At 58.3% G+C, this 15734-nt stretch carries 15 protein-coding genes; 9 read left to right on the plus strand and 6 right to left on the minus strand.

Features of this window, described 5'->3' with window-relative positions; genetic code table 11:
* Positions 1-202: 202 nt before the first annotated feature.
* From ACWGXE_RS01280 to ACWGXE_RS01315, 8 genes are all read left to right on the plus strand, one after another.
* Positions 203-1423, plus strand: a complete 1221-nt coding sequence (locus ACWGXE_RS01280; protein WP_447600672.1) for an outer membrane beta-barrel protein — start codon at positions 203-205, stop codon at positions 1421-1423.
* A 288-nt stretch (positions 1424-1711) separates the two neighbouring features.
* On the plus strand, positions 1712-1792 hold the full coding sequence (gene kdpF / locus ACWGXE_RS01285; protein WP_447603833.1) for a K(+)-transporting ATPase subunit F: 81 nt from the start codon (positions 1712-1714) through the stop codon (positions 1790-1792).
* Positions 1792-3561 (plus strand): potassium-transporting ATPase subunit KdpA, encoded by a 1770-nt coding sequence (gene kdpA / locus ACWGXE_RS01290; RefSeq protein ID WP_447600674.1) that lies wholly within the window; start codon positions 1792-1794, stop codon positions 3559-3561. The genes kdpF and kdpA overlap by 1 nt, the downstream gene beginning before the upstream one ends.
* A gap of 17 nt (positions 3562-3578) precedes the next feature.
* The gene (gene kdpB / locus ACWGXE_RS01295) at positions 3579-5702 is read left to right on the plus strand and encodes a potassium-transporting ATPase subunit KdpB (protein ID WP_447603834.1); all 2124 of its coding nucleotides are present in this window, start codon (positions 3579-3581) and stop codon (positions 5700-5702) included.
* 57 nt (positions 5703-5759) lie between these two features.
* The gene (gene kdpC, locus ACWGXE_RS01300) at positions 5760-6332 is read left to right on the plus strand and encodes a potassium-transporting ATPase subunit KdpC (protein ID WP_447600675.1); all 573 of its coding nucleotides are present in this window, start codon (positions 5760-5762) and stop codon (positions 6330-6332) included.
* Between the two features lie 30 nt (positions 6333-6362).
* Positions 6363-6632 carry a hypothetical protein gene (locus ACWGXE_RS01305; protein WP_447600677.1) on the plus strand — a complete coding sequence of 90 codons (270 nt, stop codon included), beginning with the start codon at positions 6363-6365 and terminating at the stop codon, positions 6630-6632.
* Positions 6633-6739: 107 nt separating this feature from the next.
* Complete coding sequence (locus ACWGXE_RS01310) at positions 6740-9445, plus strand: DUF4118 domain-containing protein (RefSeq protein ID WP_447600679.1); 2706 nt, start codon at positions 6740-6742, stop codon at positions 9443-9445.
* A 27-nt stretch (positions 9446-9472) separates the two neighbouring features.
* Positions 9473-10171 (plus strand): response regulator, encoded by a 699-nt coding sequence (locus ACWGXE_RS01315; RefSeq protein ID WP_447600681.1) that lies wholly within the window; start codon positions 9473-9475, stop codon positions 10169-10171.
* A gap of 33 nt (positions 10172-10204) precedes the next feature.
* On the opposite strand, the gene ACWGXE_RS01320 is transcribed toward ACWGXE_RS01315, so the two are convergent.
* The 3 genes from ACWGXE_RS01320 to ACWGXE_RS01330 form a co-directional block, all read right to left on the minus strand.
* Positions 10205-10942, minus strand: a complete 738-nt coding sequence (locus ACWGXE_RS01320; protein WP_447600683.1) for a hypothetical protein — start codon at positions 10940-10942, stop codon at positions 10205-10207.
* Between the two features lie 62 nt (positions 10943-11004).
* Complete coding sequence (locus ACWGXE_RS01325; protein WP_447600685.1) at positions 11005-11925, minus strand: NAD(P)-dependent oxidoreductase; 921 nt, start codon at positions 11923-11925, stop codon at positions 11005-11007.
* Between the two features lie 12 nt (positions 11926-11937).
* Positions 11938-12399 carry an OB-fold nucleic acid binding domain-containing protein gene (locus ACWGXE_RS01330; RefSeq protein WP_447600687.1) on the minus strand — a complete coding sequence of 154 codons (462 nt, stop codon included), beginning with the start codon at positions 12397-12399 and terminating at the stop codon, positions 11938-11940.
* A gap of 424 nt (positions 12400-12823) precedes the next feature.
* Here ACWGXE_RS01330 and ACWGXE_RS01335 point away from each other — a divergent pair, with 424 nt between their 5' ends.
* The gene (locus tag ACWGXE_RS01335; RefSeq protein ID WP_447600689.1) at positions 12824-14194 is read left to right on the plus strand and encodes a M20/M25/M40 family metallo-hydrolase; all 1371 of its coding nucleotides are present in this window, start codon (positions 12824-12826) and stop codon (positions 14192-14194) included.
* A 542-nt stretch (positions 14195-14736) separates the two neighbouring features.
* On the opposite strand, the gene ACWGXE_RS01340 is transcribed toward ACWGXE_RS01335, so the two are convergent.
* From ACWGXE_RS01340 to ACWGXE_RS01350, 3 genes are read right to left on the minus strand one after another with little or no spacing between them, the layout of a single operon-like run.
* Complete coding sequence (locus ACWGXE_RS01340) at positions 14737-14997, minus strand: DNA adenine methylase (protein ID WP_447603835.1); 261 nt, start codon at positions 14995-14997, stop codon at positions 14737-14739.
* Positions 14895-15293, minus strand: coding sequence for a PIN domain-containing protein (locus ACWGXE_RS01345; RefSeq protein ID WP_447600690.1), 399 nt, complete (start codon positions 15291-15293; stop codon positions 14895-14897). The genes ACWGXE_RS01340 and ACWGXE_RS01345 overlap by 103 nt, the downstream gene beginning before the upstream one ends.
* Complete coding sequence (locus ACWGXE_RS01350) at positions 15271-15534, minus strand: AbrB/MazE/SpoVT family DNA-binding domain-containing protein (protein ID WP_447600692.1); 264 nt, start codon at positions 15532-15534, stop codon at positions 15271-15273. Before ACWGXE_RS01350 ends, ACWGXE_RS01345 begins: the two co-directional genes overlap by 23 nt.
* Between the last annotated feature and the right edge of the window lie 200 nt (positions 15535-15734).

The following is a 15734-nucleotide window of genomic DNA, read 5'->3' on the forward strand; positions in this document are numbered from 1 at the left end:
AGAGCGTCCTGCGAAACCGCTTCTCGAGACGGCCGCCTGGTTCAGCCCCGCTCACGTCCATGCCGTTTTTACATTTTTTTAATGCATTTAGCATGCGGTTTAATACTGTCCTGATTCCTTGATTGGTACTGTGTCCGTGAGCGAGGGGAAGAAAGTACGTTGCCACATGATCGCCGGTCTTGACTGAAAGGATCGCATAGTGATGAGGCGGCTGGTACGGATCATCTTATTGGCGGCGGCTGGAGTGATATGCATGCAGCCGGCGGCCTCGGCGCAAGAGATGCCGGGACCCAGGCCGCAGCCGCAGCCCCGTGGAATGGAGCAAGAGGCGGGACATGCGCCGTTAACCGGACAGCCGGCGGGCACATCACCTGATTGGCATTACGGCGGGTTTGTGGATACCGCCTACGCGCTGGATTTCAATTTTCCCGCCAACCATCTGTTTCGGAATCGGAGCACGACGCCCCGGGTCAACGAACTCGATATGAACATGGCCGCCGCTTACATCAGGAAGGACGCGCTGCCGCAGTCGCGCTGGGGCGCCGAACTCACGGTCCATGGAGGGCAGGATGCGAAGGATTTCGGATTCGACGTGAACAAGCCCAAGGTGGAAGGTTCCGATGCATTGCGGCACTTCGGCCGGGCCAACGTGTCCTATCTGGCGCCGGTGGGTAACGGCCTGATGCTGCAGGCTGGCCTGTTCAACAGTCTGATCGGCTACGATTCCCTCTATGCGAAGGACAATTTCTCGTATACCCGTCCGTGGGGCGGCGATTATACGCCCTATCTGATGTTCGGCGCGAACGCGAGCTATGCGTTCAACGAGCGATGGACCGGGACGTTTTTCATCATCAATGAATATTTTCATCTTCAGAATACCAACAGCCTTCCCAGTTACGGCGGTCAGGTACTCTATAAGCCGACCTCCGAATGGTCGTTTAAGGAAACCATCTACTACGGCCCGGACCAGGCCAATACCTCGATGGAGTTCTGGCGATTGTTCTCCGACAGTATTGCCGAATGGAAAGGCGAGGTGCTGACGATTGCCGCGGAATATCAAGCCGGTACTGAGGTGCTCGCAGTGCCCGGCTCGCCCCGCGTGTTTTGGATGGCGGCCCAGTTGCCGATGCACTGGCAGGCAGGACTGTGGGGATTCACTGTCCGGCCCGAGGTGTATTGGGATCGCAATGGAAACATGACGGGCTTCCAGCAACTGATCCGGGCGGTCACGACGACGCTCGAATATCGGATCCCTTACAAATGGACCAATACGATCATGGAGCTGGAGTATCGGTATGACGAGTCCACCGGTCCCGGCGGAGGCTTTTTCAAAGGCAATGAAATCAGGCCCGGCGTCATCGGCTTGACTCCTGCGCAGCATATGGTGATCGCCGCGGTCATCGTGACGTTCGATTCCCCCTGACCTAGAGCCCACAGTATCCATAAACGCTTCTACTTCAACCTGCCTCGGTCTCGGCGCTGCGCGCTCCCGTTTCCCCTCGCATCTTGCCGGTTTCGCCAGAACCGTCATGACGAATGTGGGCTAGAATTTATGCCGTCTTTATACGGCATGGAGTAGATTGGGGGCAGGACGTGTGAAGAGTTCGATATGGATCTGTTGTTTGTCGCGTTCACGATTCTGTTTTTCGCGCTCTCCGGATGGCTGATCTCGTCTCTGGGGAAGCTCTGACCAATCGGTGACGGCATTGCCATGGTCGTACTGGGAGCGGTCATTTCGATCGGATTGCTAACGTATCTTTTGGCGGCGCTGTTGAAGCCGGAGTGGTTCTGATGACGGCCAACGGATGGCTGCAAATCGGCCTATTTTTTGCGGTGCTGATGGCCTTGGTGAAGCCGCTCGGCTGGTACATGGCGCGCGTGTATGAAGGAAAGCCGTGCGGATTGGATCTGGTGCTCGGCCCGTGCGAGCGAGCCCTGTATCGCTTCTCCGGCATCCGTTCGCAAGACGAAATGGATTGGAAGGCCTATGGGACTGCGATGTTGCTGTTCAATGGGCTCGGCCTGGCGGCGCTCTACACGCTGCAACGGGTCCAATCATTCTTGCCGCTGAACCCCGCCGGGCTCAGCGCCGTCGGACCGGACCTCGCCTTCAATACCGCGGTCAGCTTTGCCACCAATACCAACTGGCAAGCCTACGGCGGCGAGACGACGTTGAGCTATCTCACGCAAATGATCGGGCTCACCGTGCAGAACTTTCTCTCCGCCGCGACAGGGATGGCGGTTCTGATTGCTCTGATTCGAGGGTTGGCGCGGAGGAATGCCGGCACGATCGGGAATTTCTGGGTCGATCTGACACGCACCGTTCTCTATGTTTTGCTTCCGCTCTCGCTTGTGCTGGCGCCGGTGCTCGTCTCACAGGGGACGATTCAGACCTTCGGACGCTATCAATCCATTTCGCTGGTCCAGCCGTTTGACTATGACAAGCCGGTGAGCGGCACCGACGGTCAGAGGACACGGCTTGCCGAGCAAGTCCTCGCAGTCGGTCCTGCCGCCTCCCAGATTGCCGTCAAGCATCTCGGCACGAACGGAGGAGGCTTCTTCAACGCAAATGCCGCGCATCCGTTTGAGAGTCCGACGCCGTTCACCGATTTTCTTCTTATTCTGGCCGAAGCCATTATTGCCGCATCTCTGACTCATACATTCGGCATCATGGTCGGAGACAGGCGGCAAGGCTGGACCCTCCTTTCGGCGATGATGATCGTGCTGGGGGTCTGTGCAGCCGGCGCCTATTGGGCTGAATCCGCCGGCAATCCGATCATTGCGGCACAGGGCGTGGACGAAGGCGCCGATTCCGCGAAGCCGGGCGGCAATATGGAGGGGAAGGAAGCGCGATTCGGCATTGCCCGATCTGCACTCTTCGCCGCCATTACGACCGCCACATCGACCGGCGCGGTCGATGCCATGCATGACTCATTGACTCCGCTAGGCGGGTTGGTCCCATTATTTCTCATGCAATTCGGAGAAGTCATCTTGGGCGGTGTCGGATCCGGCCTCTACGGCATGATTGTGTTCGCGATCATTGCGGTGTTCATCGCCGGCTTGATGGTGGGACGGACCCCTGAATATCTGGGCAAGAAGATCGAGCCGTATGAAATGAAGATGGCCTCGCTGGTGATTCTGATTATGCCGATTCTGGTGTTGGGACTGACGGCCTTGGCCATGTCGCTTGATGCCGGCACGTCTGCGATTCTCAATCCGGGACCGCATGGCCTGAGCGAGGTGCTCTATGCCTATACCTCGCAGGGCAACAACAACGGCAGTGCCTTCGGCGGACTGAATGCCAACACTCTCTTTTACAACCTCACCGGCGGATTGGCCATGTTGGTCTCCCGGTTCTGGACGGCGGTGCCGGTTCTCGCGCTGGCCGGTTCAATGGCTCGAAAGAAATCCGTGCCGCCCGGGCCTGGGACCTTGCCGACCCACACTGCGCTGTTCGTCGTCTTGCTGATCAGCGTGGTCATTATGGTGGGGGCGTTGACGTTCGTGCCGGCGTTGGCGCTCGGGCCGATCGTCGAGCATTTGCAACTGATGAATCAGTGACCAAGGCAGCCAGGATGATGAACGTGACCGTGCACTCCACAGAGAAAACGCGATCACTGGTCGAGGCCTCGTTGATCCGTCAGGCGGTCAAGGACTCCTTCTCGAAACTCGCTCTCCGGCATCAGGTCAAGAACCCGGTGATGTTTGTCGTCCTCGTATGCAGCGTGCTGACGACGCTCTTGTTCATTCAATCGCTGATCGGTCAAGGTGAGGCAAGCCCCGGGTTCATTCTTGGTATTGCGAGTTGGCTCTGGTTCACCGTGCTCTTTGCCAATTTTGCGGAGGCCATGGCAGAAGGGCGTGGCAAGGCTCAGGCGCAATCGCTGCGGAATGCGCGCCGGGACTTGAGCGCCAAGAAGCTTGGTGCGGTTCAGCCGGGAAACGACTACCGCGCGGCAGCCGGCTCCATATTCCAACGTCACGGCGTCTTCAGTGCGGTAGCTGCCGGAGCTCTGAGGAAGGATGACGTCGTGTTGGTCGAGGCCGGCGATTTTATCCCGGCGGACGGTGAGGTCCTTGACGGGATCGCGTCGGTGGATGAAAGCGCGATCACGGGCGAAAGCGCTCCTGTCATTCGTGAGACTGGGGATCGCAGCGCGGTAACCGGAGGGACCAGAATGCTCTCCGATTGGCTCATCGTGCGTGTCACGGCAAGTCCCGGCGAAAGCTTCCTCGACCGCATGATTGCGCTGGTGGAAGGAGCGAAGCGCCAGAAGACGCCGAATGAGATTGCGCTCAACATTCTCCTCGCCGCGATGACCATTATGTTCCTCCTTGCCACGGTCACGCTGCTGCCGTTCTCGCTCTATAGCGTCCAAGCGGCCGGCCAGGGTTCGCCGGTGACGGTAACGGTGCTGGTCGCATTGCTGGTCTGCCTTATTCCCACCACCATCGGCGCGCTGTTGTCCGCCATCGGGATCGCCGGCATGGATCGCATGGTCCAAGCCAATGTGATCGCCATGTCGGGAAAAGCGGTGGAAGCAGCCGGCGATGTCGACGTCCTGCTGCTCGATAAGACCGGCACGATTACGCTCGGGAACCGTCAGGCGACGGCCTTTGTCCCCGCCGGCGGAATCCAAGAGACCACATTGGCCGATGCCGCGCAGTTGGCGTCACTTGCCGATGAGACGCCGGAGGGGCGGAGCATCGTGGTCTTGGCCAAGGAGCGGTATGGATTGCGGGGACGCGACATTCAAGCGATGGGGGCCGTCTTCATCCCGTTTACCGCGCAGACTCGAATGAGCGGCGTCGACTTCAATGGACGGCACATTCGCAAAGGGGCAGGCGAAGCGATTGAGCGCTATGTCATGGATTTGGGCGGCGAGTTTCCGTCGAGCGTGCGAACCGCCGTTGAGTCGATCGCGACACAAGGCGGCACCCCGCTGGTGGTGGCGGAAGGCAAAGAGGTGCTTGGTGTGATCCATCTGAAGGATATCGTGAAAGGGGGAATCAAAGAGCGATTTGCAGAACTCCGGCGCATGGGCATCAAAACGGTGATGATCACCGGCGACAATCAGCAAACGGCCGCGGCGATTGCGGCGGAAGCGGGCGTGGATGATTTTCTCGCGCAGGCGACGCCTGAAGAGAAGCTCACGTTGATCCGAGATCTTCAAGCAGGCGGCCGTTTGGTCGCCATGACGGGCGACGGCACGAACGATGCGCCGGCCCTTGCCCAAGCCGATGTCGCAGTGGCGATGAACAGCGGTACCCAGGCAGCGAAGGAAGCCGGCAACCTCGTGGATCTCGATTCAAATCCGACCAAGCTGATTGAGATAGTGGAAATCGGCAAGCAACTGTTGATGACCCGCGGCGCATTGACGACGTTCAGTATCGCCAATGATGTGGCGAAGTATTTTGCGATCATCCCAGCCGCCTTTGCGACTACCTATCCCGTGCTCGGTACATTGAATGTCATGCATCTGGCGACGCCGCAAAGCGCGGTTCTGTCTGCCGTCATCTTCAACGCATTGATCATTATCGCCCTCATTCCGTTGGCTTTGAAGGGCATCCAATATCGGGCCGTTGGTGCGGATCTCTTGTTGCGGCGGCACCTGCTGGTCTACGGGCTGGGCGGCATCGTTGTGCCGTTCATCGGCATCAAAGTGATCGATATGATTCTGGTGGCGCTTCACCTGGTATGAGATGGGGCTCTCTGTCCCTTCATCACCTTGAGCAATCGCAGACGGAAGAGGGACGATATGAAGGAACAACTCAAACCGGCGGTGCTGATGCTCGTCGTTCTCATGGTCCTGACCGGCCTCGTCTATCCGTTAACGGTGACCGGCCTGGCGCAACTCCTGTTTCCCCATCAGGCGAACGGGAGCCTGATCGTGCGAAACGGCAAGGTAGTCGGATCGGAGTTGATCGGGCAATACTTCGATGCACCCCAATATTTTTGGGGACGGCCGTCCGCCACCTCGCCGTTTCCGTACAACGCCGCCGCTTCCTCCGGCTCGAATCTCGGGCCGACCAATCCGGCGCTGGCGGAGGCGATCAAGGTCCGTATCGCCGCCCTGAAAGCGGCAGATCCGGGGAACGAGGCTCCAATCCCGGTCGATCTCGTCACGGCTTCGGCAAGCGGGCTGGATCCCCACATCAGCCCCTCTTCCGCGGCCTATCAAGCAGGCCGTGTGGCCCGCGCCCGCGGGTTGGGACAGGATGTTGTGTGGCAGCTTATCACGCAACATACCGAAGGCCGGCAATTGGGATTCCTTGGCGAGCAGCGGGTCAATGTGCTGCTCTTGAATCTTGCGCTCGATAAGATAAGATGAGGACTGAGCGGGGCTAAGGATTGGTGTCCAATGTCGCGATTGGTTCATGATTCCTCACCAGAGTTGCAAGAAGCCGGATTCAGCCGCCGGCTGGCCTGGCGACGAATCGTTCTGGAAGTGATCGGTATCGGATTGGTCGTGGCCGGGTTAATGGTGAGTTGGCCGCCTGCTGACGATCCTGCTCTGCCTGCCACCAGACCGTTTCTCGTTCTCGTCGGGCTGCTTCTGTTTTCAGCCGGCGTGGCATTGGAATTTCGCCCTGCGCGCCACGGACGTCCATACACCGATCGTGACCATTAATCCGCAGTAGGTGAGCCGCTTCGAAGCGTCCGGTTGACCCTGTACCCTCTCTTGCCTAGAATCGAAACCATCTGATACGAATAATTGATCGGCTGCTGGAAAAACCGATGGCTTACGCACGACCCGACCCCGACACACTCTTGAAACGCATCAAAGACGAAGAGTCCCGCCAAGCCCGCGGCAAGCTGAAAATTTTCTTCGGCGCCACAGCCGGTGTGGGGAAAACCTACGCCATGCTCGAAGCGGCACATGAACAACGACGCGACGGGGTCGATGTCGTAATCGGCTGGGTGGAAACCCATGGGCGGGCGGAAACGGAAGCGCTGGTGGATGGGTTGCCCAGGCTGTCTCCCCGGGAAGTCGCCTACGGAGGCGGGACGCTTCAGGATTTCGATTTGGACGCGGCGCTGGCTCGACATCCTCAGCTGGTCCTCATGGATGAATTAGCCCATACGAACGCGCCCGGGTCCCGGCATCCCAAGCGCTGGCAGGATGTATTGGAGCTCCTGCAGGTCGGGATCAATGTGTACACGACGGTGAACGTTCAGCATATCGAAGGACTCAACGACACCGTCGCCCAGATTACCGGCGTGCGGGTCGGCGAAACCGTGCCCGATTCTGTTCTTGAACAGGCGGACGATGTGGAGCTGATCGATCTCCCGCCCGATGATCTCCTTCAGCGGCTCAAAGACGGCAAAGTTTATATGCCCGAACAGGCGCGGCATGCGCTCAAGCATTTCTTTCGGAAGGGCAATCTCATTGCGTTGCGCGAAATGGCCTTGCGCACAACGGCCGAGCGGGTCGATCAACAGATGGAGGTGTACCGGCGGGACCATGCGGTCACCGCCGCCTGGCCGGCCGCTGAGACCATCATGGTCTGCGTCAATCTCAAGCCCCGCGGCCCGATGCTGGTCCGCGCGGCGAAGAAGATGGCGACCGGGCTCCACGCCAAGTGGATTGCGGTTTATGTCCAGACCTCCAAACACCTTCGCCTGCCCGATGCGGAACGGACCGCCGGGATCGAGACGCTTCGCGTCGCGGAACGGATGGGAGCGGAGACGGTCACCTTGACGGGAGACGATGTGAGTCGGCAACTCCTGGTCTATGCGCGGAGTCGGAACGTTACCAAAATTATCGTCGGGAAGCCGCTCCGGTCCCGGTGGAAGGAATGGATCTTCGGCTCCGTGGTGGATGATCTGGTCCGAGGCAGCGGGGATATGGATATTTACGTCATCACCGGCGAAGGCGGCCCCGGCCGGCCGATGATCAGAACACTGCTTCAGCGGACCAGCGCCCGCCGTTATTATGCGTATGCTTCGGCCGTCGTCTTGGCCTGCAGCGCGCTCAGTTGGCTGATGGCGCCTCATTTCGGGCAGGCTAATCTCATCATGGTCTATTTATTCGGGGTGGCCCTGGTCGCGACCCGCTGGGGCCGCGGACCGTCCGCGTTGGCTTCGTTGCTCAGCGTGGCGGCGTTCGATTTCTTCTTCATTCCGCCCCGTTTTTCCTTCGCGGTGACCGATATTCAATATCTGCTGACGTTTGCGGTGATGCTGGTGGTGGCGTTGCTGATCAGCCGCCTGGCGGCCCATAAGAGCCAGCAGGCCGAAGCGGCTAGAGTTCGCGAACAGAGAACCGCGGCTCTCTATGCGATGAGCCGTGATCTGGCCACTCAGCGAGGAATGGACAAGCTGGCCTCCGTCGCGTCCCGGCACATCCATGAAGTATTTGATTGCCAAGTGGCGGTCTTTCTCCCGGATGTAAACGGCCGGGTGCACGTCCATCGTTGCGACGCGTTGCATTTTGATTTGGATCCCAAGGAAGCGGGGATTTCCCAATGGGTCTTCGATCACCGAGAACCGGCTGGACATGGGACGAATACCTTGCCCGGGTCGGATTCCTTGTACTTGCCTTTGATCGGGTCACAGGGTCCGGTCGGGGTGTTGGGCGTGCGGTCGTCAAAACCCGATGTCCTGGTCGGCCCCGAGCAACTTCATTTGTTGGAAACGTTCGCGAACCAGATGGCCTTGGCTCTGGAGCGGGCAAAATTGGCGGAAGAAACACAGGAAGCGCATGTCCAAACAGAGACGGAACGGATGCGAAACGCCGTGCTGAGCTCGGTCTCCCACGATTTGCGGACGCCGCTCGCGACGATCATTGGAGCGACCAGCGGTTTGCTGAGAGAGACCGGTTCCTCTGACCCGGCCGGCCAGCGGGAATTGATCCGATCCGTGCGAGACGAGGCGGCGCGTTTGGATCGGCTCTTGAAGAACTTGCTGGATATGACGAGGCTTGAAGCCGGGGCCATGCAGCTTCACAAGGATTGGCATGCGCTGGACGAGGTGGTGGGGGCCGCTTTGACGCGCGTGGAGCCAAGACTGGGGTCTCACCGCGTCACGACGTCTCTGTCTCCGTCTCTTCCGTTGGTCCGGGTCGACGGCGTGCTGATCGAACAAGTCCTGATCAATCTCCTGGAGAACGCCGCCAAGTATGCTCCGGCGTCCACCCCGATCGACCTGGCCGCACGCGTGAAGGACAGTGCGATCATGATAGAGGTAGCCGATAGAGGTCCGGGCATTCCCGCCGGCGAAGAAGGGAAGATCTTCGATAAATTTTACCGTGTCCATCCTCAGCGGGAAGGTGGAGTGGGCTTGGGATTGACGATTTGTCGGGGCATCGTTGAAGCCCACGGCGGGCGCATTTGGGTGGACGCCCGTCCAGGCGGCGGCTCAGTCTTCCGATTCACCCTCGCATTGGAGAAAGAGCAGCCGGCGATATTACCTGAACGAGTTGAAGCCTCGCCGGTGGTATAGAGCATCCCCCGTCCTTGGCCGATCGCTATGAGCCATGAAAGCTCCGTCCTGTTGATTGAAGACGAACCGGAGATCCGGCGGTTTCTGCTCAATACGCTCCCGCACCATGGGTACCACTTATATGAGGCCGCCTCGGGAGGGGAAGGCCTTGCTCAGGCTCAGGCGAGAAATCCCGATTTGGTTCTCGTGGATCTGGGACTGCCGGACATGGACGGATTGGAGGTGATCAGGAAACTGCGGGAATGGGCGCAGATGCCCGTTATTGTCCTGTCGGCGCGCGGGCAAGAGCAGGTCAAGGTCACGGCGTTGGACGGCGGCGCCGATGACTACATGACGAAGCCGTTCGGTGTCGAGGAACTGTTGGCGCGGCTGCGCACAGCCTTGCGCCATGCAGCGAAATCACAGGTCGAATCCGGCGAAGGAGACGGTTTCGCCAGCGGGGATTTGAAAATCGATCTGCTCCGTCGCCATGTCTACGTCGGCGAGAAGGAAATCCACCTGACACCGATCGAATATAAATTGCTCACGATCCTGGCGAAACATGCGGGGCTGGTCATGACGCATCGCCAACTCTTAAAAGAGGTCTGGGGCCCGCTGCATGTGGAGGAGTCGCAATACCTGCGGGTCTACATGCGGCAACTGCGGCATAAATTGGAAAAGGACCCGGCGCGGCCGACGTATTTGCTGACGGAGTTGGGAGTGGGATATCGGTTACATATCGTCTGAACGGGTGGCTTTTGCGAAGGCTTCCCCGTACGACTATCCGCTGCTGGTTCCCGCCGATGAACGGCGGTGGAATTTTTCACTCATCAGCCGCAAGAGATCGGCGGTATGCTTGCCGAACGATTCCACGGCTGCCTCTTTTGCACGCGCCACTACTTCTCTATCCTCCAATGAAGCAGCCGGCCCGACCGATTGCGCCGTGCCCTCCGCGGTTTGCGTGCCGTAGAGATAGCCGGTGCGTACGTCCCACACCGTGCCTTCAATCATGAACAGGGCATCGCTATGGGTGCCCGGCGCCAGATAGGCGCCGAGGATCGTCGCATACCAGGCGGCATATCGATTGTTGTATCGATCGACGGCGGCCACGCCGTTCACGATCAAGAGGACATCGGCATTGTATCGGGCGGCCGCCAGCCTGATGTCCCGATTCAACGTGCCTTGAACCGTGGAATCGGCAAGCACAAACGCCGCTTTCACGATGCCTTCCTCCGTGAGAGGCCGCAAATTGCTTAAAAGGCTTTCCTTATCCGGGCTCAACCAGTTTGCTTTCTGGGCGGACGCCTGGAACGGCGCTTGATCCGTGGTCAAGTACAGGGCCAGCCGAAACGGCGACGGCAGGTTCGGTTGTAAGTCCAAGACCGCGGCGATGTCGCGTTCCGTCACGACGTCGGGATCTGCATGCAAGAGGTTTGTCAGAGCCTGCCGGTCAAATCCTCGGCTGGCGGTGCAACTCGATACAGAAAAGAGCATTAGAAGGAGAAACAGAGCAATCATTGGATCCTCGACAATCGAATAGCTATGCGACTAGTCATGAAGACGGCTGATTCTCTTTGAGACTATTCTCGCGAAAGAGATTCGAGCGCGACGATCAAGGCCTGAGTGCCCGACCTGCCATGGCCCAGTTTTCGCACCGTTTGATATAAGCGATGGGCCACCTCAAGACCGGGCAGGGAGAGGCCCATGCGGTGCGATTCTTCCAATGCGATTGCCATATCTTTCAGGAAATGTTCCACGAAGAAACCCGGTGCAAAATCGCGCCGCAGGATTCTCGGCGCGAGGTGGTCCAAGGTCCAGCAACCGGCGGCGCCCCCGCGGAGCGATTCGAGCAACCGATCCGCCTCCAGGCCGGCCTTCGAACTACAGAGCAGCGCTTCACAAACTCCGATCATGGTTCCGGCGATCGTGATCTGATTGCAGAGTTTCGCTTGCTGGCCCAGCCCCGGTCCGCCCTGGTGAACGATTTTCTTCCCGAACAGCTCCAAGATCGGCATGACGGCTTGCACGGCCGCTTGATGCCCTCCAATCATGATCGACAACGACGCGTTCCGCGCCCCGACATCGCCTCCCGACACCGGCGCATCGATGGCCCAGGCTGCCCGTGCATCGGCTTCCGCCGCAATCTCTCGCGAGAGCGACGGTTCCGTCGTCGTCATATCGACGAGAATCATGCCGGGGCGAACGCCGGCTAAAAGACCTTGCTCGCCAAAATAGACGGCATGAACATCCTGAGGAAACCCTACCATGGTGAAGGCCACATCGGTTTCTTCGGCGACCGCCCGCGGGGACTCTGCCCATGTTGCTCCTTGTGCCAGAATGGAAGCGGCTTTGGCACGACTACGTGTATGAACCGTCGTCCGATATCCGGCCTGCTGCAGATGACGGCACAACGGCGCGCCCATGACGCCCGTGCCGATCCAGCCGACCCGGGTTTCGGATGGAACAGTAAGCTGAGGACTGTGAAACGACCGTTGGACCATTGCTGCGATGTCTCATTCGGGAAGCGGCGTGATTCTGGTCGCGACCGCTTGCACCGTTCCCTCTTGTTCGGTGGTGATCTTCAAGCCTTTCAAACTCAAGGAATAGCCGCCGTGGCTGGGGGTCTGAATGGTGGCCTCGACGAAGACTCGATCGCCGTCCTGCACATCCGGATCTTTCACGAGCGGCACGCCGCAGAGGCCGGGCACCGCGACGGCAATGACGCCGGTATCGTCCTCAAGCTGGAACAGATACGCGCCATAGCAGCGGGTGCCGGACGGCGTTTCATAGGGATCGAGCGCTTCGACCTGCCGCACGGTGCCTTGCAGGCCGGCGTGGTGCAGATGATAAGCGGAAGGATTGCCCAGAATATCTTGGACCTGCGTCGGCTCGATCGCCTGCGCCGTCGTTGGGATCAGAGCGAGACCGACAAGAGCCGCGACGACCCAGACGGTCGTTGGTACGAGAGATATCACGCCCGCATTGTAGCATTGTTTCGTGAGATCCTTGCATCGGTGAATGTCTTTCTCTGTTCATAACAGAGTCGCTATAATCGGGGACGCCAAGGCTATCGAGTTATGAGTTATGAATTCTGAGTTTTGAGTTCAGGCAGTTGATTGAACATTTTGAGGGGTACCGCGATGGAGCATCATGATGGGCTGTTGCTAGTGTCCTCTCCTTGAGGTTCAATCATATCGCATCGACAACTCCAAATCCGGTGATTCGATCCTGACTGAGATTATTAACGGAATCGCACACGCTCACGTTGCCATTGCGGACTGGTTCTTGAGTAAATCGCCCTTCGTCAATTAGTGATACATCAGCCATCATGAAAGTTCCTAATATGTGCGTCGAGGCGGCTACAATATAGAGCACCAGAAATAGGAAAAGAGAGACAAGATGAACCACGACAAGCTATTGAGCGCATACATTGAAAGTGTTCGCCCCCAGTTCGAAGACATGTTGGGGCAGGCGGTGGAGATTCCATCGATCAGCATGGATCCGGCCTATGCCAAGGACATCCGACGCATGGCCGAGCTGGCTGCGCAATATCTTCGAGATCTCGGTGCGGAGGCTTCAATAATTGAGACATCCGGCTATCCGATCGTCTCCGGGGGATGGACGACCGGAAACCATCATCCCACGGTGATGGTCTACAACCACATGGACGTGCAGCCGGCTCAGGAACCGGAATGGCGGCAAGCGCCGTTTTCTTTCCGCAAGGACAACGGCTTCTACCATGGACGGGGCGCCACCGACGATAAAGGTCCGGCTCTGACCGCGTTATTCGCAGCCAAGTATGCCGTTGAGCATGGGGTTCCGCTCAACGTTCGGTTCCTGTGGGAGCTGGAAGAGGAAAACGGAAGCCCGAGCTTTGCTGCGGCTCTCCGGGATCGCACCAATATTCTGCGTCCCGACTCCGTGGTGGTATCCGACACGATCTGGATTTCCAAAGACAGGCCGGCGGTGGCTTGTGGGTTGCGGGGCTTGGTGGGGGCAAGACTGACCTTACGGACCGGAGAAAAGGATGCTCACTCAGGATTGACGGGCGGCGCGGCGCGGAACCCGCTGGCTGAACTGGCGGAAATCGTGCATCGATGCGTCGATGCCGAAACCGGCCGAATCAAGATTCCCGGCTTCTATGACGACGTGGTGAGGCCGACGAAGGCGGAGGTGAAAAGTTTTCTCGCGTCGGGATTCAAGGTCGAGCGATTCATGAAGGCGTACGGATTTCAATCGCTGAGGACCAAAGATCCGGCTGACGTGTTGCAGCGGATTTGGGCCATGCCGACCTTTGAAGTCCATGGGATGGTCGGCGGCTATCACGGGCCCGGCGTGAAAACGATTGTGCCGGCTCACGGTGAATTGAAAATCAGCATGCGGCTTGTGCCGAATCAGACGCCGGCCAAGGCGTTTCGTTTGCTGGAGCGGTTCGTGAAGAAATGTAATCCGCGGGTGAAAGTGGAACGGGAGGGACGGCTGGAACCCTTCAAAGGAACCTTCGACGGCCCTTATGTCGAGGCGGTCAAGAACGCGGTACGGGCGGGATTCGGGAAGGATCCCGCGTTCATCCGTGAAGGCGGATCGATCGGCGCCGTGGTCAGCATGCAGCGGGCGTGGAAAACGCCGATTCTCTTTCTGGGCCTCAGTCTCCCTGAGCACGGCTATCATGCGCCGAATGAATATTACGATTGGGGACAGGCGGCCGGCGGCATGAAAGCCTTCGTCCATTATTTTAGGGAAGTGGCGAAAGTACGGCATCGCGGGTGACGAATGGCGCGCGGGCTCGGTTCGGTCGCCTGGACGGTGACTGCTGGTCCTGTGTGGGCTCGCTGTGCTGTTGGAGCTCGAACGAGAACCCTGCGGCTTCCCTATCCCTCACATCGGAATGTGGAGGTTTCCGATCCGAACACGCCTGATTCGAGGCCGGGCCTCGCTGGTTTTCCTCCCTCGCAAAGCAGTATCACCTCGCTCACAAGGTCGCCGGCACCACCGCCCAGGCGGATGAGAGGCTAGAAAACATGGCGTTATGTCGCCTTGCGGTCACTGATTCAGGGCATGAGCGAGCGGCTGCACCCTTTGGACATCCGATATGTGTGTGTCGGCTGACGAATAGTGCCGGGGCATGGTTGGACTGCCCGCTCCTATGAAGCCGCGACGAGGGTCGCGATGCCGTCGCAGCGCGAGACGACGTGAGTGTCCGAACACCATAACCGAAGCACGCTTGGTGGCTAGGCCATAGGCAGTCCGAGCAAGCCTCAGCTCATCAGAATGATGAAACAGTTTCGAATTATTCTTTAAGAATCCGTTGTTCAAATGGGTGGCGGATTTGTGTCAGACAGGACTGCCTGCTTCGGCTCAAGCGCAAAAAATAGCCCTCCACTGCCGACAAAAGGCTCATAGTACGTACTAAAAGTGGATGCCTCAACGGCAACTAAACTGCTTCGTAATTGTTTCAGGTGTAGTGCGCTTAAAGCCAGATGATCTTGATTTCGTTTTCGACGGCGTGAAACTCGGGGTCGCCCGTATAGACTTCGGCTTTGCTTTGCTTGGTTAGAGCGGCGGCGAAACAGTCTGCCAAAGACATTCTCTTGCTTGCCTTGATTTCGCCTGCGGCCTCCGCAAGTTCTTGTCCAACTGGCACAATCTCAATCGGTAGTCCAAGGAGTTTCGCACGAACTTCTCGCCACCGAGCCCCTCCGACCTTTCGTTCGATCATGTATCGGACCTCTGCCCAGTTTGGAGATGCTATGAGCAAGAGCTTATCGGATTCTGCAGCTTGTTCGAGCAGCGTCTTTACTGTTTCATGGCCCGCTTCTCCGAATAGAAAGGCAAGGACCGCATAACTATCGAGCACTGCGCTTTTCAAGTTTATTCTCCTCGCGTGCTTTATCTTTCTTACGTTCGGCTAAAAGCTCGTCAGTTACCAGGCTGCCGCTCTTCAGCATGCCGGCCAAGCTATGGATGTATTCCTTGGTGATCGGCTGAAACAAGATGTCGTTTCCTCGTTCCACAAAGCAGATCTTCGTTCCCGGCTTGATTCCCAGCTTGCGACGGATCCGCGCTGGAATGACTAGTTGTCCCTTCGTTGTGACATAAGCAGTTTCCATGGAGTCCTCCGTCGTTAACGTTAGCTTACCCTAATATAAAAAGTAAGGCAATAATGAACATGTAAGATGTAGTTATAGGCTCACCATCGAGAGCCTCGCTGCTGGACTTCGTGTTTCAATTCCCCGCGCGAACTTGATTGACATTCCGACGGCTGACGGCAACCTCCAACCATAGCCCGAGCCGCTTTCCCGCATTGACA

It is taken from the genome of Nitrospira sp. Nam80 (assembly GCF_965152575.1).